Source organism: Stenotrophomonas sp. 05L414_2 (assembly GCF_056397905.1).
This window is the reverse complement of sequence record NZ_JBFTOJ010000006.1, coordinates 16,633-42,731: the sequence shown is the minus strand read 5'-3', so window position 1 is coordinate 42,731 and position 26,099 is coordinate 16,633. Positions and strand designations below refer to the sequence as shown.

Here is a 26,099-nt window from a genome sequence, read left to right as displayed (position 1 = left end):
TCACAGCAGCGGCGAGGCCAATCGCGCGAAGGCTTCGGGCAGCCGGTGCAGCCACAGCGAGCGTCCTGCCTGGTCATGTACACGGGTGGCACGCTCGAATTCGGACTGCAGCAACGTAGACAGTTCCGCCACCCGGCCACGATCGCTGATCATCATCGACAGCTCGAAATTCAAGCGGAAGCTGCGGTGATCGAAGTTGGCGCTGCCGACGATGCAGACATCGTCGTCGGCGATGAACGCCTTGGTATGCAGCATGCGTGGACCGTACTCGTAGATCTTCACCCCCGCATGCAGCAGCTCGTCGAAATAGGAGCGCGCGGCCTGGGTCACGAACCAGGAGTCGCTCATCTTCGGCACCAGCATGCGCACGTCCAGGCCACCGAGTGCGGCCGAGGTCAACGCCATCCGCGCCGCTTCGCCGGGTACGAAGTAGGGGGTGACCAGCCAGACCCGCTCACGTGCTTCCTGGATGGCGGCCACGTGCAGGCGATGGATGGTCTCCCATCCCGAATCCGGGCCGGACACCAGCACCTGCGCGTTGATCGCGCCGTCGCCGCGCAGGGGCATGTCGCTGGGCCACAGCCGGGCGATATCGAACCGCGAGTGGTCCTGGCCGCTGGCGTACAACCAGTCCTCGGCGAACACCAGCTGCAGGCTGCGCACCACGTGCCCGCGCAGGCGCATGTGCAGATCGCGGTAAGCATCCGGGTTGCGGCTTTCGTCTTCGTCGTCGGTGATGTTGATGCCGCCGGTGAATGCCAGCCGGCCATCGACGATCACCAGCTTGCGGTGCGTACGCAGGTTCAACCAGGGTCGCTTGAATGGTTTCAACAGCTGCCGCGGATGGAACCAGACTACTTCCGCGCCGGCGTTCAACAGCGGCTGCAGGAAGCGCTGGCGCACGGCCGAAGAACCTACCGCATCCAGCAGCAGCCGCACCTGCACGCCGGCGCTGGCCCGTTCCACCAACGCATCCCGCAACGCGGTGCCGGCGTGGTCGGGATTGAAGATGTAGTACTCCAGGTGCACATGGTCCTGCGCCTGTGCCACCGCTTCCAGCAGCGCGGCGTAGGTGGCCGCGCCGTCGACCAGCCAGGTCACTTCGGTGGCTGTGCTTGGCGCCAGCCCAGTGGTCGCCTGCGCGATCTTGGCCAGTTCGGTGCAGTCGGCATCGGGCGGGCAGACATCGCTGTAGTGCTCCATGCCCGAGCGCGCGCGACCGCGCCGCAGCCGTTGCCGCTTCACCTTCTGTGGGCCCAGCAGGTAGTAGATGAAGAGGCCGAGGTAGGGGAGCAGCGCCAGCGACAGGATCCAGCTCAGCGTGGCCACCGGCTCGCGCTTCTGCAGCATGATCCAGCCCGTCAACGCCAGCAGATACAGCAGATAGGCCACCGCCAGGATCGTTCCCAGGTGGGCGATGCCATCAAGCCAATGGCGCACGGAATCGAAGAGGGCGAGCATCCGCCGATCATAGCGGGGACAGGCACCGGCCAGAGGCATTCATTGCCAACGGCGTTGCCGGGAAGACGCCTGCACGCACAAAAAAAGACGCCCCTGTTTCCAGGGGCGTCTGCAGTCGCGTCATGACTGATGTATTGCGGTGTAGCGATTTACTGCTGCACGAAGCCGATCTTCTTCATCTGAGCATTCTTCGCGGCGGCCAGAACCTTGGCCATCACGTCGTACTCCGAATCCGGGCTGGCATCGATCCGCAGTTCCGGCTGGTTGGTCGGGTCACGCTGGACCTCCTGCTCCATCCGCTGCTGCAGTTCGTGCGTACCGATCGGGCTGTTGTTCCACGAGACCTGGTTGCTGGCGTCGATCTTCAGCTCGATCGGCGGCGGCGGTTCGACCAGCTGCGGCGGTGGGTTGAGCACGCGCTGCGGCAGGTCCACGGCGATCGGATACGTCATGATCGGCGCGGTGACGATGAAGATGATCAGCAGCACCAGCATCACGTCCACGAGGGGCGTGACGTTGATGTCTGCCATGGGGCCTTTGCCACCACCACTACTGAATGCCATGGCTTATTGCCCCTTCTCTTTGGTCGCCACGAAGCCGACGTCCAGCATGCCCTGTTCCTGCGCGACCTTGGTCATCTCGTTGATGACACGCATCTTGGTGGTGCGGTCACCACGCAGGTTCAACGGCGGCTGCGGGGTCTGCTGGGCGGCGGTCGCCAAGCGCGACTCGAGAGTCTGCTTGTCGATCTTTTCGTCGTTCCAGTAGATCGAACCGTCTTCCTTGACTGCCAGGGTGATGGGACCCTTGCGGTCGTTGGTGTCGTCCGGCTTCTGGACCAGATTGGCCTCCGGCAGATCCACCTTGACCTTGTGGGACATCAGCGGCGCCGTGAYGATGAAGATGATCAGCAGCACCAGCATCACGTCCACGAGGGGCGTAACGTTGATGTCGGCCATGGGGCCGCCGCTGTTACCACTACTGAAAGCCATAACGGGCTCCGTCTAGATCTTGGTGACTACGTTCTCGCGGGTACAGCGCGTCGCAATTAGCGGACGCGCGAACCGGTGGCGAAGAAGTCGTGCAGGTCGTGCGCGAAGGTATYGAACTTGCTGATGGTCGCGCTGTTGATCTTGCTGAAGAAGTTGAAGGCGAACACGGCCGGGATCGCGACGAACAGACCGATGGCGGTCATGATCAGTGCTTCACCCACCGGGCCGGCAACGGCGTCGATCGAAGCGGAGCCGGTGGCACCGATCTTGATCAGCGCGCCGTAAATGCCCCACACGGTACCCAGCAGACCGACGAACGGAGCGGTTGCACCGACGGTGGCCAGCAGGGTCATGCCCGACTGCAGCTTGTTGCTTTCGCGGGTCACGGCCTGGCGCAGAGCGCGGTCGACGAACTCCGAACGGCTCAGGTTCTCACCCACGCCGCCGACAGCGCCGCCTTCAGCACGCTGGTGGTGCGCAGCAGCCTGGGCAGCGTCCAGTGCGATCTTCGAGAACGGCTCCGAAGCCGGCTGCTCTTCCATTGCACGGATGGCGTCCTGCGCGTTCGGGGTATCCCAGAACAGGCTGACGACGCGATCAGCGGCGCTCTTCAGGCGGGTAGCACGGAAGATGTTGATGACGGTCCAGTACCAGGACATGGCGGACATGACGACCAGGGTCAGCAGCACGACCCAGGAAACCGCGAAATCACCCGGCTTGGTGGTCATTTCGTGGATCAGATGCTCGAAGCCCATCTGCGACAGGGCGTTGGACGGATTGCCCCCGGCAGCAGCGGCGATGAAAATTTCCTGCAGCATGACGCTTACCTTTGTTGTGTGTGGTGATAAAGGGTGTAGCTAAGCTAAACAATCGAACTGGAGGCGAGGGTGGCCAGGCGGCCACCCGGGCGCATCAGTTCAGCGCAAAGTTGACCGGGACGCGGACGCRGCCAGCAGCCTTCTTACCGCCAGCTTCGGCGGCGTTGAAACGCCACTTGCGGGCAGCTTCCATCGCAGCACGGTCCAGATCGCGGTTACGGCTGGACTTTTCCACCGTGACATTGGTGACGTTGCCGCTGGCATCGACATCAATGATCAGGATCACTTCGCCCTGGATACCAGCGCGGAAGGCGGCCGGCGGATAGCGCGGCGGATTCATGGCCTTCGACGAGATGTCCACGCTGGCCTCGATCGAGGTCGGCGGTGCCGGCGGCGACGGCGGCGACGGCGGGGTGACGATATCGTTCGGGCGCGGTTCCGGCACGTCGACGACCGGCGCCTGCGGCGGCGGCGGGACGGGCGACGGCTTCGGCGGCGACAGATTCTTCACCGGCGGCGGCGGGGTGTCCTGCGGCGGCGGCGGCGGCGGCGGCGGTGGCGGCGGCGGCGGTGCGTCGACGATGGTCACCATGACGTTGCGCTCCTTCTCCGCCACGGCCTTGGGAGCCACGGYAGGAATCAGGAGCATCATGAAGGCGGCCAGATGCAGGGCGATTACAAACGCGATACCGACGATGCGAGGCCAGCTCAGCCCCTTGTCATCGGGTTGTTCGTACCGGTGAACGACTAGTTGTTCCGTCATGCGCCAAGAGCTCAATAGTGGGGCCGGAATCCCGGGGGCGGGATCCCTGATCAGCGGTGCATGACACCGCAGGAACCTCCAAGCTTATACCAATCCTGAGCGCTTGCGCATCAACTGGGCAGGCGTTCAGGCGTTATTCCTACTTACTTCAGGTTGATGATTTTCTTGGCATCCGCCTGGTTCTTCACGCCCTTCGCCAGCGCCTGCTGGGCGGCCTGCTTGGCCTCCGGGACACGACCTTCACTGTGCAAAACGCGTGCCAGATTCAGGTAGGTCTCACCGTCCTTGGAGAGCGGGGCGGCCTTCTGCCACGCATCGATCGCCTGCGGCACCTGGTCGGAGTAGTAGTAGGACTGGGCCAGTGCCAGGTAGACCTGGTAATCCGGCTTCAGGATGCCCTTCTGYAACCCCTCGTTGATGACCGCGATGACGTCCTTTTCCTTGTTCTCGGTGTTGGCATAGATCGAGTACAGCTGCTTGTACTCGCGCTCTTCGGTGAGCTGGCCGCTGCTGCGCAGCTTGTCCATCACCGCGGCGGCCTTCGGCATCTGGTCGGCCTGCATGTACATGTTGGCCAGGTTCAGCTGCGCTTTCTTGTCGTTCGGGTTCTTGGCCGCCAGCGCTTCGGCGGCCTGCACGGCCTCACCGGTCTGGCCCGCTTCGGACAGTGCGGCCATCAGCAGCTGGTTCCAGTTGTCCTTCGGCTCGGCAGCGCCGGCAATGGCCTGCTTCAGCACCGGGATCGCTTCCTGGTAGCGCTCCAGCTGGTACAGCGCCTGGCCCTTGATGATCAGCTCTTCCGGCTTGGTCGACTTGCTCTCGGCGAAGTACTTGTCCAGGGTCGCCAGGCCTTCAGCGGTCTGGTCTTCCTGGATCTGCAGCTGGCCCAGCATCAGCATCGACTGGAAGTGGCCGTTGTTGTCGAGGCCGTTGAACTGCAGCACCTGCTTCAGGTACGCGATGGCCGCGGCGGTGTCGTCGGTCTGGTAGGCGGCCTGCGATGCCAGCTGCGCGGCCAGCGACTTGTCGTACTCGTTGGCGCCGTCGGTGGCCAGGATCTCGTCGGCCAGCGTGCGGGTCTCCGGGAACTTTTCCTTGTTGTAGCTGTCAATCATCTTCTGCAGCTTGCTGCCCAGCTTGGCCGACGACTTCGCTGCCGGTTCCTGGCGGGTCGCGTTCGGGAACAGCACTTCGGCCTTGGCCTGCTTGCCGCCACGGTTGCCACGCTCGGACGAACGCGAGGACTGCGCGAACGCGTCGGTGACCACGGCGCCGGTCAGGGCAGTGGCGATGAGGACGGAAAGCACAGCTTTGTGGTTACGGAAAATCATCGTTCACCTCGATCGAACCGCCGGTAGCGGCAAAGTCGGACTGTCAGAAAAATCTGAGCCGCCAAACGTATCAGAAACAGATGGCGTGAGAAATCGTTTTATGTGCTGCAATACAGCATGAATCTGCGCACTCAGCCACACTTTGGCCGGCGTCCGGCCGCCTGCGCCTGCTGGTAGACGGGGCCGAGCGCCGGCACATCACGCTGCAACTCCCTGATCCGATTGGCCGGATCGGGATGGGTCGACAACCATTGCGGGCTGCGACCGCCACTGGCGGCCATCATGTTCTGCCACAGATCGACGGCCTGGGCGGGGTTGAATCCGGCCTCGGCCATCAACCGCTGACCGATCACGTCAGCCTCGCTTTCCTGGGTGCGTGAGCCGGGCAACAGGAACGCGGTCTGCGCCCCCATCCCGCCCAGCTGGTTGACCGTACTGGCTGCGCCTTCGCCGCCATAGGCGCCGGCCAGCGCGCCCAGCACCGCCAATCCGGTCTGCGCGCCCATCTGCCGGGTGATGCGTTCTTCGTGGTGGCGGGCGATCACGTGGCCGATTTCATGGCCGATCACCGCTGCCAGCTGATCCTGGTTCTTGGCAACGCTGAAGATGCCGGTGTTGACCCCGACCTTGCCGCCGGGCAGGGCGAAGGCATTGGGTTCCTTGTCGACGAACACCGCCGTTTCCCACTGTACGCCACGGTACTGAGGCGGCAGCTGTGCAACGAGCGCGTTGACCACGCATTGCACGTAGCCGTTCTGGCGGCCATCGCTGCTGATCTTCTCTTTCTGCTTGGTTTCGGCGAACGCCTGCGCACCCAGCTGGTCCAGCTGTGCCTGCGACACACCGCCCACCATCTGCCGACGGCCGGTGGGTGAAGTGGTGGTCGCGCAGGCGCTGACCAGAGTGGTGATGACGATGGCCAGCAGCAGTTGTTTCATGGACCCACCCCCGTGTTCAGAAGCCCAGTGTGTAACGGGTCTGCTTAATCTTTCGTCAAGCGGACAGCGCCTTACGTTGCCCCGAAAAACACCAGGGCCGCAAGCGCCACGGCATTGTTCAGCGCATGGGCGGCGATCGCTGCCCACAAGGTGCCGGTGCGGCGGTACAGCCAGCAGAACGCAGCGCCCATGCCGCCATAGACCAGCCATAGCTGGGCGATCTCGGCCGGGCCATTGGCGCTGGTACCGGGAATTTCATGGATGAGCGCGAACGCCAGGCTGCTCAGGATCATCCCCAGCCACGGCCGTCCGGCCTGCCACAGGCGCCCGAACAGGACCCGGCGGAACAGCAGTTCCTCGTAGGCAGGTGCCAGTACCACGGCGAACAACGTCAGGAACAGCGGAAAGCGGGCAACCGCGTTCTGCATCAGTTCGAGGTTTGTCGGCACGGGCTCGATGCCCATCTGCTTGGCCACGAAGGCGATACCGTTGCTGCCGATCACGATCGCGCTGGCCACCAGCAGGGTCCAACCCCAGGTGGAGGGGCGACGGAGCGCGTCGCGCGAACGCTGGCGTTCGGCAGCGTTGGCCGGTCGGCGCCAGAAATACACCAGCAGTGCTGCGCCGCCGGTAGCGACCAGTGCCATCAGGATCTGCCCAAGAGCACCGGGCTGGCCGAGCTGCTGGGTGACCGCTGCCGGGTCAGGCGTGCCACCGCCGGATTTGGCGCTGGCGTATCCCACAACGATGCCGCGATAGAGTCCCCAGATCAGCCCGCCCACCAGGCTCAACCCGAACAGGGTGACGGCGGCGATTCCCAGATCGATGAAGAAGCCCGCCAGCGGCGAGGAGGCGCGGGGCGTGACAGTAGCCGGTGGAACCGGCGGCGGAGCGGAAGCCGGGGCGGAAGCGGACATCGATTACCTGCGATCAAGGGACAAAAGCCGGCGCGCCTCCCCGCGCGCCGGCCACCATCCGATTGTGTCAGATATCCAGGTTGGCAACCTTCAGCGCGTTGTCTTCGATGAAGTCGCGGCGCGGTTCGACCACATCACCCATCAGGGTGCTGAAGATCTGGTCAGCGGCCACCGCATCTTCGATACGCACCTGCAGCAGGCGACGGGTATCGGGATTGACGGTGGTGTCCCACAGCTGTTCCGGATTCATTTCGCCCAGACCCTTGAATCGCTGGATCTGACGGCCGCGCTTGGCTTCGTCCAGCAGCCAGTTGCGGGCCTGCGCGAACGATTCGACCTCGATCGACTTGGCGCCACGGGTGATGACCGCGCCTTCGCGGACCAGACCGTGCAGCAGCTGCGCTGCCTGGTGGATGCCACGCAGCTCGCCGCTTTCAAGCGCCGACAGCGGCAGCACCTGGATGTGCTGTTCGCCCATGTGGCTGCGCGTGACCAGCACCGCAGCGGGACGCTGCTCGTTGGGTTCCTGCAGTTCCAGGGTGAAACGGGCGCTGCCGAGGTTGCCCTGGTTGAGGTGCTTGGCCAGCGCGTCCAGGCCTTCGCCGGGACCTGCGTTGCGCAGGTTTTCCAGCTCCAACGGCATGAAGTCGACCAGCGCTTCGAGCAGGTTGCGGTCGTAACGATGGGTATTGCGGTTGATCGTGTCCTGCGCGGCAGCGTAGGCAAGCAGCAGCTTTTCCAGCGCCACGCCATCGATCGGCGGCTCGCCGCTGGCCGGCACCAGCCCCGCGTTCTCCACTGCGCTGCTGGCCAGATAGCTGTCCAGCGCCGGATCGTCCTTCAGGTACAGCTCCTGCTTGCCCTGCTTGATCTTGTACAACGGCGGCAGGCCGATATAGACATAACCACGCTCGATCAGCTCCGGCATCTGACGGTAGAAGAACGTCAGCAGCAGGGTGCGGATGTGCGCGCCGTCGACGTCGGCGTCGGTCATGATGATGATCTTGTGGTAACGCAGCTTGTCCGGGTTGTACTCGTCGCGACCGATGCCGGTGCCCAGCGCGGTGATCAGCGTACCCACCTGGTCGGACGCCAGCATGCGGTCGAAGCGTGCACGTTCCACGTTGAGGATCTTGCCGCGCAGCGGCAGCACCGCCTGGTTCTTGCGGTTGCGGCCCTGCTTGGCCGAACCACCTGCGGAGTCACCCTCGACGATGAACAGTTCGGACAGCGCCGGATCCTTTTCCTGGCAGTCGGCCAGCTTGCCCGGCAGGCCGGCGATATCCAGCGCACCCTTGCGGCGGGTCAGGTCGCGGGCCTTGCGCGCGGCTTCGCGGGCACGGGCAGCGTCGACGATCTTGCCGGCGATGGCCTTGGCTTCGTTCGGGTTTTCCTGCAGGAACTCTTCCAGGCGCTGGCCGAATGCGCTTTCCACGGCCGGACGCACATCCGAGCTGACCAGCTTTTCCTTGGTCTGGCTGGAGAAGCTCGGGTCCGGCACCTTCACCGACAGCACCGCGATCATGCCTTCGCGCATGTCATCGCCGGTCAGGTTGATCTTGGCCTGCTTGGCGATGCCGTTCTGCTCGATGTAGTTGTTGAGCACGCGGGTCAACGCGCCACGGAAGCCGGCCAGGTGGGTACCGCCGTCTTTCTGCGGAATGTTGTTGGTGAAGCAGTACATCGTCTCCTGGTAGGAGTCGGTCCACTGCAGCGCCACTTCCACGGTGATGCCGTTGGATTCGCCGGTTACCGAGATCACGTTCGGGTGCAACGGCGTCTTCAACTGCGCCAGATGCTCCACGAAGCTGCGGATGCCGCCCTCGTAATGGAAGTCGTCGCGGCGGCCATCACCACGCTCGTCCACCAGCACGATCTTGACGCCGGAATTGAGGAAGGACAGTTCGCGCAGGCGACGGGCCAAGATGTCGTAGTGGAATTCCACGTTGTCGTGGAAAGCCTTTACCGACGGCCAGAAGCGCAGGGTGGTACCGCGCTTGGTGCTGGGACCGACCTGCTTGAGCGGATGCAGTGCTGCGCCGTCGGCGTATTCCTGCTGGTAGTGGAAACCGCCCTGGTAGATATCCAGGACCAGCTTCTGCGACAGCGCGTTGACCACGCTGACGCCCACGCCATGCAGGCCGCCGGAAACCTTGTAGCTGTTGTCGTCGAACTTGCCGCCTGCGTGCAGGACCGTCATCACGACTTCGGCTGCAGACACGTCGCGGTCGAGCTTCTTGCTCATCTGCTCGTGCTTGCCCGTCGGAATGCCGCGACCGTTGTCGGACACTCCGACCGAGCCGTCGGCATGGATCGTCACCGACACGTGGTCGGCATGGCCGGCGAGGGCTTCGTCGATCGAGTTGTCGACGACCTCGAACACCATGTGATGCAGTCCGGTGCCGTCATGGACGTCGCCGATGTACATACCTGGGCGCTTGCGGACAGCCTCCAGGCCTTCCAGGGCCGTAATGCTGTTGGCGTCGTAGTTGCCGTTGTTTGCCGGGGTGTTCTGTTCGTCGGTCATTGCGCTTGCCGTAGGCTCCGCAGGTCGGACACCGCTTTGAGCGATGTGCCGAGAATGAAGGGATAGCAGCCTGAATTATACCAGCCGGGGCTGAGCGGCCTTGCCGTGCCCACTATGGCACAGCCACGATCTGTGCATGTTCCACGTGGAACCGGGTGATGTTGCTCAGAGTCTCCAGTGCTGCAGGCGTTTCTGTTGCAGTGATGAATATCTGCGCCGGTGCCGCCAACAGGCGGTGCAGTACCCGGGCCTGGTGGGTGCGATCCAGCTCCGAGGCCAGATCGTCGAGCGCGATGACGGGCCACTCGCCACGCTGCTCGGCGTAATCCTCCGCCTGGGCCAGTAGACAGGCGAGGGCGGTGAGCTTGGCCTGGCCGCGTGACAGCGCATCGCGACCCGGGATGCTCTGGAACGCCACGCTCCAGTCCGCCCGGTGGGGGCCCAGCGAGGTGTAACCCGCCTGACGGTCGCGATCGCGCGCCAGCAGAAGGGCATCTGCCAGCGGAACCTCGTGCCGGCGCCAGCCGGGACTCAGATTCAGGCCGACGATTCCCAGTTGCGGAGCCAATGCCTCGGCCAGGGCGATGGTTCGGGACTGCAGCCGCTCCAGGTAGTGCTGCCGACGGCTGGTCAGCGGTTCTCCCGCCTCGGCCAGCTCGTGATCCCAGGTATCGAGCATCCGCGACGGCCCGCCCTGCTTGAGCAGGGCATTGCGCTGCTTCAACGCGCGCGAGTAGCGCCGCCACAAGGATAGGAAGTCTGGTTCCACGTGGAACAGGCCCCAATCCAGAAAGCGCCGACGCGGCTCGCCACCACCACTCACCAAGGCGTGACTGCCCGGTTCAAAGGTCACCACAGCCAGGGCGGCACACAGGTTTCCGAGTTGGGCGACGTCTTCGCCATCCAGCCGCCCCTTCCACTCCTGCCCGCTGTGCCGCAACCCGGCTTTTCGCCTCTGCACGGGCAGATCACCGCGTTGCTCGTCCCATTCCACGAAGACTTCCAGGGCTTCATGGCCCTGACGCACCAAGCCATCGCGTACCCGCCCGCGGAAACTCCGCCCATAGGCCATCAGATGCAACGCTTCCAGGACGCTGGTCTTGCCAGCGCCGTTGTCACCGGTCAGCAGATTCACCCCTGGCTGGGGCGACAGCTCCACCGCATCGAAACGACGCAACTGGTGGAGGGCAAGACGACGAATCTGCATGGGATGCGACAGACCATCCGCACATGGCGGTAGAGGGGCGGGGAATCTCCCAGCTTACTGCATTGGTCAAGCCAGCCAGCGTGGATCGGACGTGGACCGGCATCAGCGGGGCGTTGCAGCCTTGGAGAACACGGGTTCCACGTGGCGGAGGCCTGCCGGCATGCAGGCGGCCGGAGACAGTGGCCGAAATCGTTCAAATCCGGCAGGAAGCCAAGGCTCAAGGCGTCCAGATTTCGCCATTCCGAAGACGGTTTCCCCGGCTCATGGCCTGACTCCACCGAGATTGCAGTCAGTGCTCCCCAGATTTCTTGAAATCTGCGGCCAAGGCCCCTGCCAGGTTCCACAGATTTCAAGAAATTCAAAGCGGCAGTTCCACGCCATCCACAGCGGGTCTGTATGACTTATACACAAGGTGTGGGCGAACTGTGGATAAAAAAGGCACTTTTCCTCGGCTGTAAAACTATCCACAGGTTCCCCCCCAGGCTTGATGGCCTATATACAGGGGGTTTCAACCCTATAAAAGCTTTTTAAAACAGGCACATAGCCTACTTTTACATGAAATCTGGCCCTACCATCACCACCAAGCTTTTGATTTATACCCAGATTTAGAAGCTAGGGAAGCGCCGAATTCCTACGAACGAGGCCTGTGGACAGAGAGGTCAGCACGCAAGCGGAAGCCGCTGGATCGGATCCCGCTGCGTGCTCATATCCAACGTGTCTCGTCATCTCAGCATGTGGATTCCACAGCTGGCTTCCCGGGATCGTGGGTTCCATGCGCCGACAACCCATCAGGGCAACGTGGATTCTCTCATCTGCAGGAGCCGCCAAGGGCGGCGGTAAGCATTCGCAACGATGCTCCACGTGGAACAAAAAAAGACGCCCGGGAGATCCCGGGCGTCCATGTGTTCCACGTGGAACGGCGCAGCTGTCAGAGACGCAACGGCATCACCACATGACGCGACTTCTCGCTGCTGGATTCGCGCACCAGCGCCGAGGAATTGGAATCGCGCAGCTGGATGATCACTTCTTCGTCGCGCAGGGCGGAGAGGGCATCCAGCAGGTAGTTCACGTTGAAGCCGATGGCCAGGTCGCTGACCGTGGTGTCGGCCTCGATCTCTTCCTGGGCTTCTTCCTGCTCCGGGTTGTGCGCGCTGATCTTCAGGTTGCCCGGCGAAACTTCCACGCGGATGCCGCGGTACTTCTCGTTGGACAGGATCGCAGCACGCTGCAGCGAGGCACGCAGTGCTTCGCGATCAACCTTCACCTCGCGGTCGGCACCAATCGGAATCACTGCCTCGTAATCCGGGAAGCGACCGTCGATCAGCTTCGAAGTGAAGGTCACATCGTCGCGCTTCACGCGAACGTGGCTACGGCCGACTTCCAGTTCGATCTCGCGATCACCGCTTTCCAGCAGGCGCTGCAACTCGGTCACGCCCTTGCGCGGCACGATGATCTGGCGCTTGGAACCGCTGGGCTTGGCCAGATCGGTTTCGCACAGGGCCAGCCGATGACCGTCGGTGGCGACAGTGCGCAGCGCATCTCCGCGCAGGTCGAACAGCAGGCCGTTGAGGTAATAGCGCACGTCCTGCTGGGCCATCGCGAACGCAGTGCGCTCGATCAGCTCCTTCAGGGTTGCTTCGCCGATCGCAACACGCTCGGTGGCTTCCACTTCGTCCACCGACGGGAAGTCGTTGGAGGGCAGGGTGGCCAGGGTGAAGCGGCTGCGTCCTGCCTGCACGGTGATCTTGTCACCGGTCTGCGAGACGGTGATCCGGCTGCCATCAGGCAGGGCGCGGATGATCTCGAACAGCTTGCGGGCGGGAATGGTGGTTTCGCCGTCCTGGGCATCTTCAACCGCGATCCGCGACACCATCTCCACTTCCAGGTCGGTACCGGTCAGCGACAGCTGGCCGTTCTGCACCTGCACCAGGAAATTGGCCAGAACCGGAAGGGTCTGGCGGCGTTCGACCACGTTGACGACCTGTGCCAACGGCTTGAGAAAGGCTTCGCGCTGCAGTGTGAAACGCATGTGGTTCCGTGCCCCTATGCTTTAAAAAAATGTGGAATAAATCAAAAGCTTGGTGGTGCTGGTAGAGCCAGAATCGCTGGAAAACACAGCTAAGTCTTTGTAAACAAAAGGGTTTCAGGCTTCGAAACCCTCTGCATTACCAGCCCCCAAGGGGTGGGGAAAGCTGTGGATAAATCTTCCGGGAAATCCAACGGCATTTTTATCCACACCCTGTCCCGCGCTTGCTACCGGATTCTGCACCGTTTTATGCGGTGACGCCTCATCGGCGTACGTGCATCATTCGCTCAGCTTCCGGATCAGCTTGTCCCAGTCCTCGCGGAGCTTGCCGTCGGCTTCCATCAGGGTGCGGATCTGCCGGCAGGCATGCAGCACCGTGGTGTGATCGCGACCGGCAAAGGCGTCGCCGATTTCGGGCAGGCTGTGTTCGGTCAGTTCCTTGGTCAGCGCCATGGCAACCTGGCGCGGCCGGGCCAGCGACCGGGTCCGACGCTTGGACAGCAGATCCTTGATCTGCAGCCCGTAGTAATCGGCAACGGTTTTCTGGATGTTGGGAATGCTGATCGCCTGCTGCTGAGCGCGCAGCAGGTCGCGCAGGGTTTCCTGGGCGAATTCGGTGGTGATCGCACGGCCGGTGAAATTGGCGCGGGCGGTCAGGGTATTCAGCGCACCCTCGAGGTCGCGCACATTGGAGCGCATCTTCTTGGCAATCAGGAACGCAACGTCATCGGGAATCTCGGCACCACGCTCGCGGGCCTTGGCCAGCACGATCGCAGCGCGGGTCTCGAAGTCCGGCGGCTCGATGGCGACCGACAGGCCCCAGGCAAGCCGCGACTTCAGGCGCGCTTCCAGGCCTTCGACTTCGCGCGGATAGCGGTCGCAGGTCAGGATGATCTGCTGCTTGCCATCGAACARCGCGTTGAAGGTGTGGAAGAACTCTTCCTGGGTGCGATCCTTGCCGGCGAAGAACTGGATGTCATCGATCAGCAGCGCGTCGACCTGCTGGAACTGGCGCTTGAACTGATCCATGGTCTTTTCCTGCAAGGCCCGGATCATCGCGCTGAAGAACTGTTCCGAACGCAGGTACAGCACCTTGGCGGCCGGATTGGCCTGACGCATCGCGTTGCCGGCGGCGAACATCAGGTGGGTCTTGCCCAGGCCGGTGCCCCCGTACAGCAGCAGCGGATTGTGCGCGCGGTCGCCCGGCTTCTGCGCCGCCTGGAATGCTGCGGCCAGGCCCAGCTGGTTGCTGCGGCCTTCCACGAAGTTGGCGAAGGTGTAGTGGTTGTCCAGGTTGCCGGCAAAGGGAACCTGCGGCTGCACCGGCGCCTGCGCCGAATGGCTGGAAACCGGCGCGATCTGCGCGTCCACGGGCCGCGGACGCGAGCCGATTTCAAGAAATACGTCGCCGAAACCGGCAAAGTGGGTGACCAGCTCGCGGATCCGCGGCAGGTACAGTTCGCGCACCTGATCGACAATGAAGGCATTCGGTGCATACAGCACCAGGCTGTCAGCGCGCAGATCTGCCTGCAGCGGCTTCAACCAGGTGTGAACATCCTCGGGCGGGAACTCCGCCTCGAGTCGCTCGAGACTACGTGACCAGGCATCCATCAGCAATAATTGTCCGGTGGCCGATGCATAGGCGCGAAAAGGCGCCCAAACACAGGCCTGAAAGGGGGGAAATGGATGGCTCAGCCTACCACCGAGCGCCCGCCTTCGGAATGCTTGTCCCCTACTTATTCACAAAAAGATCCACAGCTATTGCACAGCCCGGTGAATTGGCGTAGCAGACAGGGGTTGACGGGAGGGGGGACACCTCTCTAAAATTTCCGGTTCTTTCCGTCCCATTCATACGAGAGGCCCACATGGCCACCAAGCGCACCTTCCAGCCCAGCAACCTCAAGCGTAAGCGCGACCACGGCTTCCGTGCCCGTATGAAGACCGCTGACGGCCGCAAGATCCTGTCGCGTCGCCGCGCCAAGGGCCGCAAAGTCCTGAGCGCCTGATTGCCATGCCGCATCCAGCGGCAGACGCAATCCATTCGACAGTGAATACTGCAGACCCGCGCAAGCGATTCCCTCGCTCTGCGCGGGTTCGCACGCGTGCCGAATATTCAACGGTCTTCAACGGCGCCCGCCGTGTGTCCGATCCGCTGATGACCCTGCACTGGCTACCGGCTGACCGGCCGGCCAGGCTGGGTCTGGCGGTTTCCCGCAAGGTCGATCCTCACGCCGTTGGGCGTAACCGGATCAAGCGCGTCCTGCGCGACGCCTTGCGTCAGACACGAACCGACATACAGCCAGGCGACTTCGTCGTCGTGGCTCGTACTGCTGCGCGTCATGCCAGCAACGAAGATATCCGCCAGGCCTTCCTGCGCCTGCTGCGGCGCCTGCGCGCATTGCCCGCGCCGGGCGTGGACGGCACAATGCCGCCGCCTGATGGCATTGCCATTTCCTCCGTCACCGAGCCGGCACCGCGTCCCGGCCCCGCTGAGCCTGCCTGCTGATGAACCAGACCCGTGTTTTCCTGATCTTTGCCTGGCTGATGGTGGCCGTGCTGCTGTGGATGGAGTGGAGCCGTGAGAAGTCCGCCCCGACCCCGGCGCCGACGACCAGCTCGGCCCCGGCCGCCGCCCAGAGCGTCCCCGGCGCGTCCCCGGGCAGCATCCCCAGCGCGCAGGTTCCCGGTGCCCCGGGTCAGGCCGCTGCACAGGCCCAGGCCAGCGCCACCCCGTCCGCACAGACCGTGACCATCACCACCGACGTGCTGCGCCTGAAGCTCGATGGCGGCCGCGTGCTCGACGCCGAACTGCTGCAGTTCCCGCAGAGCAAGGACGAAGGCAGCCCGCCGGTGCGCCTGCTGACCGAAGATCCCGCGCATCCCTACAGCGCGATCAGCGGCTGGGCCAGCGAAGACAAGAACACCCCGGTGCCGGGTGCCGACGGCTTCAAGCTGGTCGGTGACACCCGCGACTTCGTGCTGGCCAAGGGCCAGAACGAACTGCAGGTTCCGTTCGTATGGACCGCCGACAACGGCGTGACCATCAAGCGCACCCTGATCGTGGGCCGCAACGAGTATGCGATCCGCTTCAAGGATGAAGTCAGCAATGCCGGCGCCGCGCCGTGGAACGGCTACGTCTACCGCACCCTGGACCGCAGCCCGACGATCCTGTCGCGGAGCATGACCAACCCGGACTCGTTCAGCTTCAACRGTGCCACCTGGTACGACAACGACAAGAAGTACCAGCGTCGTGCGTTCAAGGATTACCTGGACGATGGCGCGCTGAACCAGAACATCACCGGCGGCTGGCTGGCGATGCTGCAGCACCACTTCTTCACCGCCTGGATCCCGCAGAAGGACCAGACCGCCCACTACGTGCTGTCGCAGGTGGCCGGTCGTGACCTGATCGAAGCGCGTGGCCCGGCCTTCACCGTGGCCCCGGGCCAGTCCACCAGCACCGAGGCCCGCCTGTGGGTCGGCCCGAAGCTGGTCAACCTGATCGCCAAGGAAGACGTGCCGGGTCTGGACCGTGTGGTCGACTACAGCCGCTTCTCGATGATGGCGGTGATCGGCCAGGGCCTGTTCTGGGTGCTCAACCAGGTGCACAAGCTGGTGGGCAACTGGGGCTGGGCCATCGTCGGCCTGGTGGTGCTGCTGAAGATCGTGCTGTACCCGCTGTCGGCGACGCAGTACAAGAGTGGCGCCAAGATGCGTCGCTTCCAGCCGCGCATCGCACAGCTGAAGGAACGCTATGGCGATGACCGCCAGAAGTTCCAGACCGCGATGATGGAGCTGTACAAGAAGGAAAAGATCAATCCGATGGGCGGCTGYCTGCCKATCCTCATCCAGATGCCGATCTTCTTCGCCCTGTACTGGGTGCTGGTGGARTCGGTCGAACTGCGCCAGGCGCCCTGGTTCGGCTGGATCCAGGACCTGACCGCCCGTGACCCGTACTTCATCCTGCCGGTGATCAACGTAGCGGTGATGTGGTTCACCCAGAAGCTGACGCCGGCACCGGGCATGGACCCGATGCAGCAGAAGATGATGCAGTTCATGCCGCTGGTGTTCGGCGTCATGATGGCCTTCATGCCGTCCGGCCTGGTCCTGTACTGGGTGGTCAATGGTGGACTGGGCCTGCTGCAGCAGTGGTGGATGACCAAGCGCCACGGCAGCGATCCGGTGCCGGCCACGGCAGCCACCGCTCCGGCCAAGAAAAAGTAAGGCGCGTCTGCGCCGACGGGTAGAGCCGGCCGCCGGCCGGCCGGCCCAGCAAAGGCCCGCCGCAAGGCGGGCTTTTCGCATGCGGCGTTAGAATCGCCGGCACACCATTCCCCTTTGTTCGAGTCCGCCATGCCGCGTGCGCCGTCGTTCCGCCTGCTTCTGCCCAGCCTGCTGTTGACCCTGCTCGTTGCTGGCTGTGGCGACAAGGACGCGCAGGCACCGGCGGCGGTTACCCAGCCGAGCGCACAGGCTGCCGCTGCCGCCGACCCGGCCGCCGCGCCGTTGCTGGGCGCATTGCAGAAGCAGCTCGACGGCTATCGACGGATCATCGTGCTGCTGGCCGATGAGGAACAGCAGTCCGCGGCCGATCGCACCACTTCCACCCGCATCGGCCAGCAGCTGTTCCACGATGGCCTGGAACAGCGCGGCGCCATTGCCACGCAGTTCGACACCCTGCTGCGCGGCACCAGCCCGCAGCGCTTCGCTACCCTGGGCACGGTGCTGGATTACATCGAGTCGGCGCCCGAACTGTTCGATGCCGATCGCCTGGCGTTCCGCGAGGTGCTGCGTGACCTGCACGAACGCATCGGCGCCGATTCCTCGTTGCCGGCGGTGAAGCTGCACCAGCGCATCGGTGAAGACCTGGAGGCGCTGGACGAGATCGAGCGCAACTACAACCAGGAACTGACCCGCATCTTCAGCCGCTTCGAGCGCACCCGTGCCATCGAACTGAAGCGCGAGAAGTGGGACGACTACATCGCGCACCTGCACAAGGACTACAGCCGCGAAGCGATCCTGCGCGACTACGGCGTGATCGAGCCGTACCCGATGTCGATGAAGGACAGCGACCGCGAGATCTTCGGCCGCGATCTGCCGCCGAAGACGGTGGTGCTCACCTTCGACGATGGCCCGCACAAGGCCTATACCGATGAAGTGGTGGCCATCCTCAAGCGCTACGACGTACCGGGCGTGTTCTTCGAGGTCGGTCGCAACCTGGGCAAGGTCGACACCGACGGCAAGGTCAGCCTTGGGCCGATGGCCAAGATCAGCCGCAACCTGATGGAAGAGGGCTACGCCGTCGGCAACCACAGCCTGACCCATGCGCAGCTGTCGCGCACCACCGGCGATGCGCTGCGCCAGCAGGTGCTGGACACCGACACCCTGCTGAAGGACGTGGACAGCAAGCGCGCGCCGCTGTTCCGCTTCCCGTATGGCGCACGCAACGCCGAAGGCCTGCAGCTGCTCAACGAGGCGGGCCTGAAGTCGATCATGTGGAACATCGATTCGATGGACTGGGCCGACCCGGTGCCCGAATCGATCGTGCAGCGCGTGCTCGACCAGGTGAACAAGGAACAGCGCGGCATCATCCTGTTCCACGATATCCACGACCGCGCGGTGAAGGCACTGCCGCAGATCCTGGACCGGCTGATCGCCGACGGCTACCAGTTCGCCGGCTGGAATGGCCGCGACTTCAGCGTCGCCCGACCGCGCAAGGGCAGCGACCGCGATGCCACCGTCACCACCGGCTATGAAAAATCGTGGGCGATCGTGRTCGGCATCGAYRACTACGCSAAGTGGCCGAAGCTGGARTACGCCAGCCACGATGCMCAGGCCRTSGCCGAYACSCTGACCGGGCAGTTCGGCTTCCCGTCSTCGCAGGTGATCGTRCTGAAGAACGAGCAGGCCACCCGCAACAACATCCTGGCCGCCTTCCACGACCGGCTGTCCGACGACCGCACCGGCAGGAATGATCGCGTGTTCGTGTTCTTCGCCGGCCACGGTGCTACCCGTCAGCTGGCATCCGGGCGCGACCTCGGCTACATCATTCCGGTTGATTCGGACCCGAAGGAATTTGCCACCGAYGCSATCGCGATGACCGAYATCCAGAACATCGCCGAGAGCATGCAGGCCAAGCATGTGATGTTCGTGATGGATGCCTGCTACAGCGGCCTTGGTCTGACCCGCGGCGGCCCGTCGTCCTCGTCGTTCCTGCGCGAGAACGCACGCCGCAGCGCGCGGCAGATGCTGACCGCCGGCGGTGCCGACCAGCAGGTGGCCGATGCCGGCCCGAACGGCCACTCGGTGTTTACCTGGGTGTTGCTGCAGGCATTGGCTGGCAAGGGCGATCTCAATGGCGATGGCCTGATCACCGGTACCGAGCTGGCCGCCTATGTGGCGCCGGCGGTGTCGGCGGTCTCGCAGCAGACGCCGGCCTTCGGCAGCCTGCCCGGCTCGCAGGGGGGCGAGTTCGTGTTCCAGGTGCCGGACAGCCAGGAATACCTCAACGCCGATACGCGCCAGCTGACTGCCGATGCGATCGCCCTGAACAACAAGGTCGACGCTGCCCAGGACGCCAAGAACAGCGAAGCGCCAGTGACCGTGGCCGACCTGCAGGGCGGCAAGGCCAAGCTGGTGGTGCCGACGGCCGGACCGGCCTCGGACCGCCAGCGCTCGCAGCAGGCCAACGACCGTGGCCTGCAGCTGTACCGCGAGAAGCGCTACGACGAAGCCGCCGTGCAGTTCGCCGAGGCACTGAAGCTGCGCCCGGATTTTGCCCAGGCGGCCAACAATCTCGGCTTCGTCTACTACCGCCAGCAACGCTACGCCGAAGCGGCGCGTTGGCTGGAGAACACACTGAAGATCGATCCGTCGCGCGCGGTGGCCCATCWGAATCTGGGTGACGCGTACTTCCACGCAGGCGACAAGGCCAAGGCGAAGCAGGCCTACACCACCTACCTGGCACTGCAGCCGCAGGGCACTGGTGCGGCGCAGGCGCGCGCGCAGCTGGAGAAGCTCTGAGCGATGAACGATATGAAGCGCACCGAAACCATCGTGGCCATTGCCAGCGCACCCGGTGCGGGCGGCGTGGGCCTGCTGCGCCTGTCAGGCCCGCGTGCCGCAGCCATTGCCAACGCACTCGGCGCACCGACGTTGCGCCCGCGCCACGCGCACTACTCGCGCCTGCGCGATGCAGACGGTGAGGTGATCGATGATGGCATCGTGCTGTGGTTCCCGGCGCCGACCAGCTTCACCGGCGAAGAAGTGGTGGAACTGCAGGGCCATGGCAGCCCGGTACTGCTGCAGCAGCTGGTCGCACGCTGCATTGCATTGGGSGCGCGGCAGGCSCGGCCCGGCGAGTTCAGTGAGCGCGCGTTTCTCAACGGCAAGCTCGACCTGGCACAGGCCGAAGCCATCGCCGATCTGATCGCGGCCGGCGACAACCGAGCGGCGCGCGCGGCACGACGCTCGCTGGACGGGGTGTTCTCGCGCCGCATCGAGGCGGTGGTCGAACAGCTGGTGCTGCTGCGCATCCACGTGGAAGCAGCCATCGATTTCGCCGACGAACCGCTGGACACACTCGGCGGTGCACAGGTGCGGCGTGGCCTGGAACAGGCGCGCAGCGATCTGGCCCTGCTGCGCCGCGACGCAGAGCGTGGCCGTCGTCTGCGCGATGGCCTGCATGCGGTGCTGATCGGCCCACCGAATGCCGGCAAGAGTTCGCTGTTGAACGCGCTGGCCGGCAGCGAGCGTGCCATCGTCACCGACATCGCCGGCACGACCCGTGACACGCTGCGCGAGACCATCCGCCTGGATGGGCTGGAACTGACCCTGGTCGATACCGCCGGCCTGCGCGATGGCGGCGATGCCATCGAACGCGAAGGCATGCGTCGCGCGCGCGCCGAGATCGAGCGCACCGACCTGGCGTTGATCGTGCTGGATGCACGCGATCCGGCAGCCGGCGAAGCCGCGATCGGCGAAGCGGTACTGGCGGTGCCGCACAAGGTCTACATCCACAACAAGTCGGATCTGTTGGATGCGATGCCGGTGCGGGACGACCCGGACCGCGTTTTCGTCTCCGCTGCCACCGGCGCGGGACTGGACGAGCTGCATGCGCGCCTGCGTTCGATCGCTTCGGCCGGGGCAGGGGAGCAGGTGGAGGGCGAATTCTCCGCACGCACCCGCCACGTCGATGCGATCGAACGCGCACAGGAACACGCGCAGCGGGCGGATGGCGAGCTGGTGCACGAGCACCTGGAGCTGGCTGCCGAGGAGCTGCGTCTGGCGCACGACGCGCTGGGCGAAATCACCGGGCAGATGAGTGCCGATGATCTGCTGGGCAAGATTTTCTCCAGCTTCTGCATCGGCAAGTAGCGCTTGGTAAGTGCCGGCCGCTGGCCGGCAATCCAGGGAAATCATCTCCCCCAAACCTGTCACATTCCCGCCGCATACTGACGCCCATCACAAACCGCTTGAGGAAGTCGCAGTGAAGTCGTGGGGTCGTGCGTTGCTGTTGTCGCTGGCCGTGGCACCATCGGTGGCCATGAGTGCTGAATCCTCCCCTCCGGCCGCGCCCAAGGTGTCGGTCTACGGCCACCGCGGTGCAAGCGCGCTGCTGCCCGAGCACACGCTGGCGGCCTATGCGCAGGCCATCGCCGACGGTGCCGATTACATCGAACCGGACCTGGTGATGACCAAGGACGGTGTGATGGTGGCCCGCCATGAGAACGAGATCGGTGGCACCACCGATGTGGCCGAGCACAAGGAATTCGCCAAGCGGAAGACCCGCAAGGTCATCGACGGGCAGACGGTCGAAGGCTGGTTCACCGAAGACTTCACCCTGGCCGAGCTGAAGACGCTGTACGCCCGCGAGCGCCTGCCGGAGTTCCGCAGCACCGCCTATGACGGCCAGTTCCGCATTGCCAGCCTGGACGAGATCCTGGCGTTCCTGGTCCAGCAGGCCGGTCGTGCCAACCGTGGCATCGGCTTGGTGCCGGAGATCAAGCACCCGACCTACTTCCAGTCGATCGGCCTGCCGATGGAAGACACGCTGCTGGCCGCGCTGCGCGGCAACGCCTATACCAACGTCGGCCCGGTCACCATCCAGTCGTTCGAGACGGCCAACCTGCGCTACCTGCGCGGCAAGATCCCGCGTGGCAGCAACATCCGCCTGTTGCAGCTGCTGTGGAAGGGCGATACCCAGCCGGCCGACATCGCCAAGGCCGGCGGCGCGCTGACCTATGCGCAGATGATGACCCCGGCGGGGCTGAAGGACATCGCGGCCTATGCCGACGGCATAGGCCCGGAGCTGCGCTCGATCATCCCGCTGGATGCCAACGGTGCGCTGGGCACGCCGACGGCGCTGGTGCGCGATGCGCACGCGGTGGGCCTGATGGTGATTCCGTACACCTTCCGCCCGGAGAACCACTTCCAGGCCAGCAACCTGCGCAAGGGCGCGGACAATGCGCGCAACGCGGAGGGGTCGATCGCGGAGATGCGTGCCTACCTGGCAACCGGCATCGATGCCTTCTTCACCGATGACCCGGCATTGGGCCGGCAGGCGGTGGATGGAACGGGCGCGGCGGCGAACGCGGCGAACTGACCCGCTCTGTAGATGCCAACCTTGGTTGGCACGCGGTCGCAGCAGGAAGCATGGGAACGCCGGACGCATGAGCGCCGACCAAGGTCGGCGACTACCGGAACGCGAGAATGCGGCGCCCAGGGTCAGAGCCCCTTCGGGGATCCGACCTCGACACGCTTAGGAGCTTGCCGGCCATCGGCCGGCACTACCGTTGCATCACGAGCGCGGGTCTTCCGGCCGGCGGAACGGGATCACCACATAGTCCTGCCCTTCGCGCGGCTGCCACAGCACCGGCACGCGCTGCGGCGACGGCGGCTCGAGTTCGTCATCGGCCAGCGGCTCGACCTCGTCTTCCTCGTCCTCCCAGCTGTAACGCGGGCGCGGCGGCAGCGGGTCGGCGTTGCGGAACAGCAGTGCGGCGATGATGCCGGCGAAGGCTCCGCCCATGTGCGACTGCCAGGACACACCGTCGGCATGCGGCAGCACGGTCATCAACATGCCGCCGTAGAACAGCATGCCGATCAGCCCGGTGGCGATCGCCGCGCGGTCGCGGCGCAGCAGGCCAAGGCTGGCCAGCAGGAACATCAGGCCGTGGGTGACGCCACTGGCGCCGAGATGGAAGCTGCCGGGGTTGCCGAGCATCCACGCACCGATGCCCGAGCCCAGCCACAGCAGGGGCAGTGCACGCAGCGTGGCTTTGGGATAGACGCTGCCGGCCAGGGTGCCGAGGATCAGGATGGCGAAGCTGTTGGCGGCAATGTGTTCGACCGAGCCATGCAGCAGCGGTCCGCCGATCAGGCCGAGCAGGCCCTTGGCTTCCAGCGGTGCGACCGCCCAGGGCCGCCAGTCGAAATGGTCCTGCAGGGCGAACACGGCCACCAGCACCAGCACGGCGGCCAGGCTGGCATTGAAGGCGCGCAGGATGCGCGTGCGGTCGTTGCGGGCGGCCGGCGCGTCGCCGGCGGGCAGGGGCGCGTTCGTGTTCATACCCTCAGCAATGGCGGTGGCTGGCGCGAAACCAAGGCCACCGCCGCGGGAGAGTGGCTGCGACCGGCGGGACAATCCACCGGCCGCAGCGTTCAATCGGCCAGGATCAGGCGCCGCCTTCCTTCGGCGGGTTCTTCAGGCTCAGCACCACCGTGGCGGCGATGATCACCGCGACCACGCCCAGCGAGATCGGGGTCGGGATCTTGAACAGGTCGATGATCATCATCTTGATGCCGATGAAGGCCAGCACCAGGGCCAGGCCGTACGGCAGCAGGTGGAAGCGGTCGGCCATGCCGGCCAGCAGGAAGAACATCGCACGCAGGCCGAGCACCGCGAACACGTTGGAGGTCAGCACGATGAACGGGTCGGTGGTGATCGCGAAGATCGCCGGGATGCTGTCCACTGCGAAGATCACGTCGGTCACCGCGATCAGGATCAGCACCGCGAACAGCGGGGTGAACCAGCGCACGCCGTCGCGCTTGACGCTCATCGCGTTGCCTTCGTAGTCCGGCAGCAGGCGCAGGTGCTTGCGCATCCAGCGCAGGGCCGGGTTGGCTTCCAGGTCAGGCTCCTGGCCCGCGGCGAACCACATCTTCCAGCCGGTGAAGAGCAGGAAGGCGCCGAATACATAGAGCAGCCAGTGGAACTGGGTGATCAGCACGCTACCAGCGAAGATCATGATCGTACGCAGCACGATCGCGCCCAGGATGCCGATGATCAGCACCTTCTGGCGCTGTTCCTCCGGCACCGCGAAGTAGCTCATGATCATCAGGAAGACAAAGATGTTGTCCACCGCCAGCGCCTTCTCGACCAGATAGCCGGTCAGGAACTCCAGGCCGACCTTGTTGGCCACGACCTGGCCGGCGGTCTCGTTCAGGTAGAACCAGAGGCCGCCGTTGAAGGCCAGCGCCAGCGCGACCCAGCCGATGGACCACCACAGGGCTTCCTTGAAAGTGACCTTGTGCGGGCCACCGTGGCGCATCAATACGAGGTCGACCAGCAGGGCGATGACCACCACCGCTGCGAAGCCGCCCCACAACCACAAATTACCGATCGTCTGCATGGGTTTGTCCGTTGGGAAATGAAAAATGCCTCAAGCCGGACGGCGAGGATCTGCAACGGAGGATCGGGAGGGGATCCAGGGACAGAGCTTCGCCAGTACGGCGAAGGTCTCGCTCGCAGTTCCGATGGGCCGGAACTGCCGTTGCACCGGAGCCTGCGGGCTCGAATTGACGGCGACAACGTCTGGGAGCTACTCCCCTTCTGCAGCCGATTCTGCGGCCTGGCCGGGCCCGCGTCAAATGGCGGGCCTTCACCGGATTTCCGGCGCCCCATGCCCCCCGGCTACAATAGGTGGATGAATACCCCCCTTCCCGTTGTCCGCCTCAAGAACGCGTGGCGTTCCAGCCACCCGTGGATCTTCCAGAAACTGGTCGAGAAGCCGACCGTCCGGCCCAAGCCCGGCTCCCTCGTCGATGTCGTCGGCGTGGATGGCGAGTTCATCGGCCGTGGCTTCTACAACGGGCATTCGCGTATTGCCGTACGCATCCTCGAAACCGACCCGCAGATCCCGCTGGATGCCGGCTGGTTCTCGCGCAAGATCGCCCAGGCGGTGTCGCTGCGTCGTGAGGTGCTGAAGCTCGATGCGGTGTCCGACGCCTGGCGCGTGGTGCACAGCGAGGGCGATGGCCTGTCCGGCCTGGTGGTCGACCGCTACGGCGACCTGGTAGTGGTGGAGTTCTTCGCCGCCGGCATGTTCCGCCACCGCGAATGGATCTACGACGCCCTGCGTGAACAGTTCCCGGGTTGCCGCTTCCACAGCTTCGCCGACGAACACGTGCAGAAGCAGGAAAGCTTCGATTTCCACGGCAACACCACCACCGAAGCGTCGGTGATCACCGAGTACGGCATCAAGTTCCGTGCCGACCCGGCCGGTGCGCACAAGACCGGTTTCTTTGCCGACCAGCGCGAGAACCGTGAGTGGCTGAGCCAGCAGGTGGAAGGCAAGAGCGTGCTCGACCTGTGCTGCAACACCGGCGGTTTCGCCGTGTACGCGGCCGCGCGCGGTGCATCGGAAGTGGTCGGCATCGACATCGATGAGGACGTCATCCAGATCGCCAAGGGCAATTCACGTCTGAACAACGTGCGCCCGAAGTTCGTCCAGTCCGACATCTTCCCGTGGCTGCGCGATGCGGCCAACCGCGGTGAGCAGTACGACGTGGTGATCCTGGACCCGGCGAAGATGACCCGCGACCGCGACCAGGTCATCACCGCGCTGAAGAAGTACCTGGACATGAACAAGCTGGCGCTGGGCGTGGTCAAGCCCGGTGGCCTGTTCGCCACGTTCTCCTGCACCGGCCTCGTGGCCGAGGACCAGTTCCTGGACATGCTGCGTCGTGCGGCGTACTTCTCCGGCCGCACCATCCAGATCCTGAAGGTGGCCGGCGCCGGCCCGGACCATCCGTTCATGGCCCACGTGCAGGAATCGCGTTACCTGAAGGCCGTGTTCTGCCGCGTGGTGGACTGACCTACGGGGTGTGGAGCCGGGCGAT

Annotated in this window: 21 protein-coding genes; 7 read left to right on the top strand and 14 right to left on the bottom strand. The window is 64.5% G+C overall.

Translation table 11 applies throughout. The annotated features are described in order from the left end of the window. The 12 genes from cls to dnaA form a co-directional block, all read right to left on the bottom strand. Positions 1-1,461: a cardiolipin synthase gene (gene cls / locus AC1DJN_RS02025; protein ID WP_442251402.1), complete on the bottom strand. Its 1,461-nt coding sequence runs from the start codon at positions 1,459-1,461 to the stop codon at positions 1-3. Positions 1,462-1,610: 149 nt separating this feature from the next. Next, positions 1,611-2,024, bottom strand: coding sequence for an ExbD/TolR family protein (locus AC1DJN_RS02020; RefSeq protein ID WP_025875547.1), 414 nt, complete (start codon positions 2,022-2,024; stop codon positions 1,611-1,613). Positions 2,025-2,027: 3 nt separating this feature from the next. Continuing rightward, on the bottom strand, positions 2,028-2,453 hold the full coding sequence (locus AC1DJN_RS02015; RefSeq protein WP_478038695.1) for an ExbD/TolR family protein: 426 nt from the start codon (positions 2,451-2,453) through the stop codon (positions 2,028-2,030). 56 nt (positions 2,454-2,509) lie between these two features. Then, a complete protein-coding gene (gene exbB, locus AC1DJN_RS02010) occupies positions 2,510-3,271 on the bottom strand; it encodes a TonB-system energizer ExbB (protein ID WP_478038693.1) in 762 nt (253 codons plus the stop codon). A gap of 94 nt (positions 3,272-3,365) precedes the next feature. Further along, complete coding sequence (locus tag AC1DJN_RS02005; protein ID WP_478038691.1) at positions 3,366-4,034, bottom strand: energy transducer TonB; 669 nt, start codon at positions 4,032-4,034, stop codon at positions 3,366-3,368. 143 nt (positions 4,035-4,177) lie between these two features. Continuing rightward, complete coding sequence (locus AC1DJN_RS02000; RefSeq protein ID WP_025875554.1) at positions 4,178-5,365, bottom strand: tetratricopeptide repeat protein; 1,188 nt, start codon at positions 5,363-5,365, stop codon at positions 4,178-4,180. A 131-nt stretch (positions 5,366-5,496) separates the two neighbouring features. Continuing rightward, positions 5,497-6,303, bottom strand: a complete 807-nt coding sequence (locus AC1DJN_RS01995) for a M48 family metallopeptidase (protein WP_442251401.1) — start codon at positions 6,301-6,303, stop codon at positions 5,497-5,499. A gap of 71 nt (positions 6,304-6,374) precedes the next feature. Further along, the gene (locus AC1DJN_RS01990; protein WP_442251400.1) at positions 6,375-7,220 is read right to left on the bottom strand and encodes a CPBP family intramembrane glutamic endopeptidase; all 846 of its coding nucleotides are present in this window, start codon (positions 7,218-7,220) and stop codon (positions 6,375-6,377) included. A 67-nt stretch (positions 7,221-7,287) separates the two neighbouring features. Beyond that, a complete protein-coding gene (gene gyrB, locus AC1DJN_RS01985) occupies positions 7,288-9,747 on the bottom strand; it encodes a DNA topoisomerase (ATP-hydrolyzing) subunit B (RefSeq protein WP_033832640.1) in 2,460 nt (819 codons plus the stop codon). 112 nt (positions 9,748-9,859) lie between these two features. Further along, positions 9,860-10,954: a DNA replication/repair protein RecF gene (gene recF / locus AC1DJN_RS01980; RefSeq protein ID WP_032978486.1), complete on the bottom strand. Its 1,095-nt coding sequence runs from the start codon at positions 10,952-10,954 to the stop codon at positions 9,860-9,862. 928 nt (positions 10,955-11,882) lie between these two features. Continuing rightward, positions 11,883-12,983 (bottom strand): DNA polymerase III subunit beta, encoded by a 1,101-nt coding sequence (gene dnaN / locus AC1DJN_RS01975; protein WP_005411731.1) that lies wholly within the window; start codon positions 12,981-12,983, stop codon positions 11,883-11,885. A 276-nt stretch (positions 12,984-13,259) separates the two neighbouring features. Then, positions 13,260-14,591 (bottom strand): chromosomal replication initiator protein DnaA, encoded by a 1,332-nt coding sequence (gene dnaA / locus AC1DJN_RS01970; protein ID WP_025875573.1) that lies wholly within the window; start codon positions 14,589-14,591, stop codon positions 13,260-13,262. A gap of 254 nt (positions 14,592-14,845) precedes the next feature. On the opposite strand from dnaA, the gene rpmH reads away from it, so the two are divergent. The 6 genes from rpmH to AC1DJN_RS01940 all read left to right on the top strand — a co-directional run bounded on the left by rpmH (position 14,846) and on the right by AC1DJN_RS01940 (position 22,581). Then, positions 14,846-14,986, top strand: a complete 141-nt coding sequence (rpmH, locus tag AC1DJN_RS01965) for a 50S ribosomal protein L34 (protein WP_006404565.1) — start codon at positions 14,846-14,848, stop codon at positions 14,984-14,986. Positions 14,987-14,991: 5 nt separating this feature from the next. Further along, positions 14,992-15,486 carry a ribonuclease P protein component gene (gene rnpA, locus AC1DJN_RS01960; protein ID WP_025875580.1) on the top strand — a complete coding sequence of 165 codons (495 nt, stop codon included), beginning with the start codon at positions 14,992-14,994 and terminating at the stop codon, positions 15,484-15,486. Beyond that, complete coding sequence (yidC, locus tag AC1DJN_RS01955) at positions 15,486-17,201, top strand: membrane protein insertase YidC (protein ID WP_478038689.1); 1,716 nt, start codon at positions 15,486-15,488, stop codon at positions 17,199-17,201. Before rnpA ends, yidC begins: the two co-directional genes overlap by 1 nt. Positions 17,202-17,330: 129 nt before the next feature. Further along, on the top strand, positions 17,331-20,000 hold the full coding sequence (locus AC1DJN_RS01950; protein ID WP_478038687.1) for a polysaccharide deacetylase family protein: 2,670 nt from the start codon (positions 17,331-17,333) through the stop codon (positions 19,998-20,000). 3 nt (positions 20,001-20,003) lie between these two features. Continuing rightward, positions 20,004-21,353, top strand: a complete 1,350-nt coding sequence (mnmE, locus tag AC1DJN_RS01945) for a tRNA uridine-5-carboxymethylaminomethyl(34) synthesis GTPase MnmE (RefSeq protein WP_442251397.1) — start codon at positions 20,004-20,006, stop codon at positions 21,351-21,353. A gap of 112 nt (positions 21,354-21,465) precedes the next feature. Beyond that, complete coding sequence (locus AC1DJN_RS01940) at positions 21,466-22,581, top strand: glycerophosphodiester phosphodiesterase (RefSeq protein ID WP_282280081.1); 1,116 nt, start codon at positions 21,466-21,468, stop codon at positions 22,579-22,581. 195 nt (positions 22,582-22,776) lie between these two features. On the opposite strand, the gene AC1DJN_RS01935 is transcribed toward AC1DJN_RS01940, so the two are convergent. Next, positions 22,777-23,547: a rhomboid family intramembrane serine protease gene (locus AC1DJN_RS01935; RefSeq protein WP_032978492.1), complete on the bottom strand. Its 771-nt coding sequence runs from the start codon at positions 23,545-23,547 to the stop codon at positions 22,777-22,779. Positions 23,548-23,653: 106 nt separating this feature from the next. Further along, complete coding sequence (locus AC1DJN_RS01930) at positions 23,654-24,610, bottom strand: TerC family protein (RefSeq protein WP_025875596.1); 957 nt, start codon at positions 24,608-24,610, stop codon at positions 23,654-23,656. Between the two features lie 294 nt (positions 24,611-24,904). On the opposite strand from AC1DJN_RS01930, the gene AC1DJN_RS01925 reads away from it, so the two are divergent. After that, positions 24,905-26,074, top strand: a complete 1,170-nt coding sequence (locus AC1DJN_RS01925) for a class I SAM-dependent rRNA methyltransferase (protein WP_025875598.1) — start codon at positions 24,905-24,907, stop codon at positions 26,072-26,074. Positions 26,075-26,099 lie beyond the last annotated feature (25 nt).

Coding starts and splice junctions, on each gene's coding strand:
- AC1DJN_RS02020 (WP_025875547.1), bottom strand. CDS start 2,024: ATGGCATTCAGTAGTGGTGGTGGCAAAGGCCCCATGGCAGACATCAAC.
- rnpA (WP_025875580.1), top strand. CDS start 14,992: ATGCCGCATCCAGCGGCAGACGCAATCCATTCGACAGTGAATACTGCA.
- gyrB (WP_033832640.1), bottom strand. CDS start 9,747: ATGACCGACGAACAGAACACCCCGGCAAACAACGGCAACTACGACGCC.
- recF (WP_032978486.1), bottom strand. CDS start 10,954: ATGCAGATTCGTCGTCTTGCCCTCCACCAGTTGCGTCGTTTCGATGCG.
- cls (WP_442251402.1), bottom strand. CDS start 1,461: ATGCTCGCCCTCTTCGATTCCGTGCGCCATTGGCTTGATGGCATCGCC.
- AC1DJN_RS01990 (WP_442251400.1), bottom strand. CDS start 7,220: ATGTCCGCTTCCGCCCCGGCTTCCGCTCCGCCGCCGGTTCCACCGGCT.
- dnaN (WP_005411731.1), bottom strand. CDS start 12,983: ATGCGTTTCACACTGCAGCGCGAAGCCTTTCTCAAGCCGTTGGCACAG.
- rpmH (WP_006404565.1), top strand. CDS start 14,846: ATGGCCACCAAGCGCACCTTCCAGCCCAGCAACCTCAAGCGTAAGCGC.
- AC1DJN_RS01995 (WP_442251401.1), bottom strand. CDS start 6,303: ATGAAACAACTGCTGCTGGCCATCGTCATCACCACTCTGGTCAGCGCC.
- AC1DJN_RS01930 (WP_025875596.1), bottom strand. CDS start 24,610: ATGCAGACGATCGGTAATTTGTGGTTGTGGGGCGGCTTCGCAGCGGTG.
- AC1DJN_RS01925 (WP_025875598.1), top strand. CDS start 24,905: ATGAATACCCCCCTTCCCGTTGTCCGCCTCAAGAACGCGTGGCGTTCC.
- AC1DJN_RS01935 (WP_032978492.1), bottom strand. CDS start 23,547: ATGAACACGAACGCGCCCCTGCCCGCCGGCGACGCGCCGGCCGCCCGC.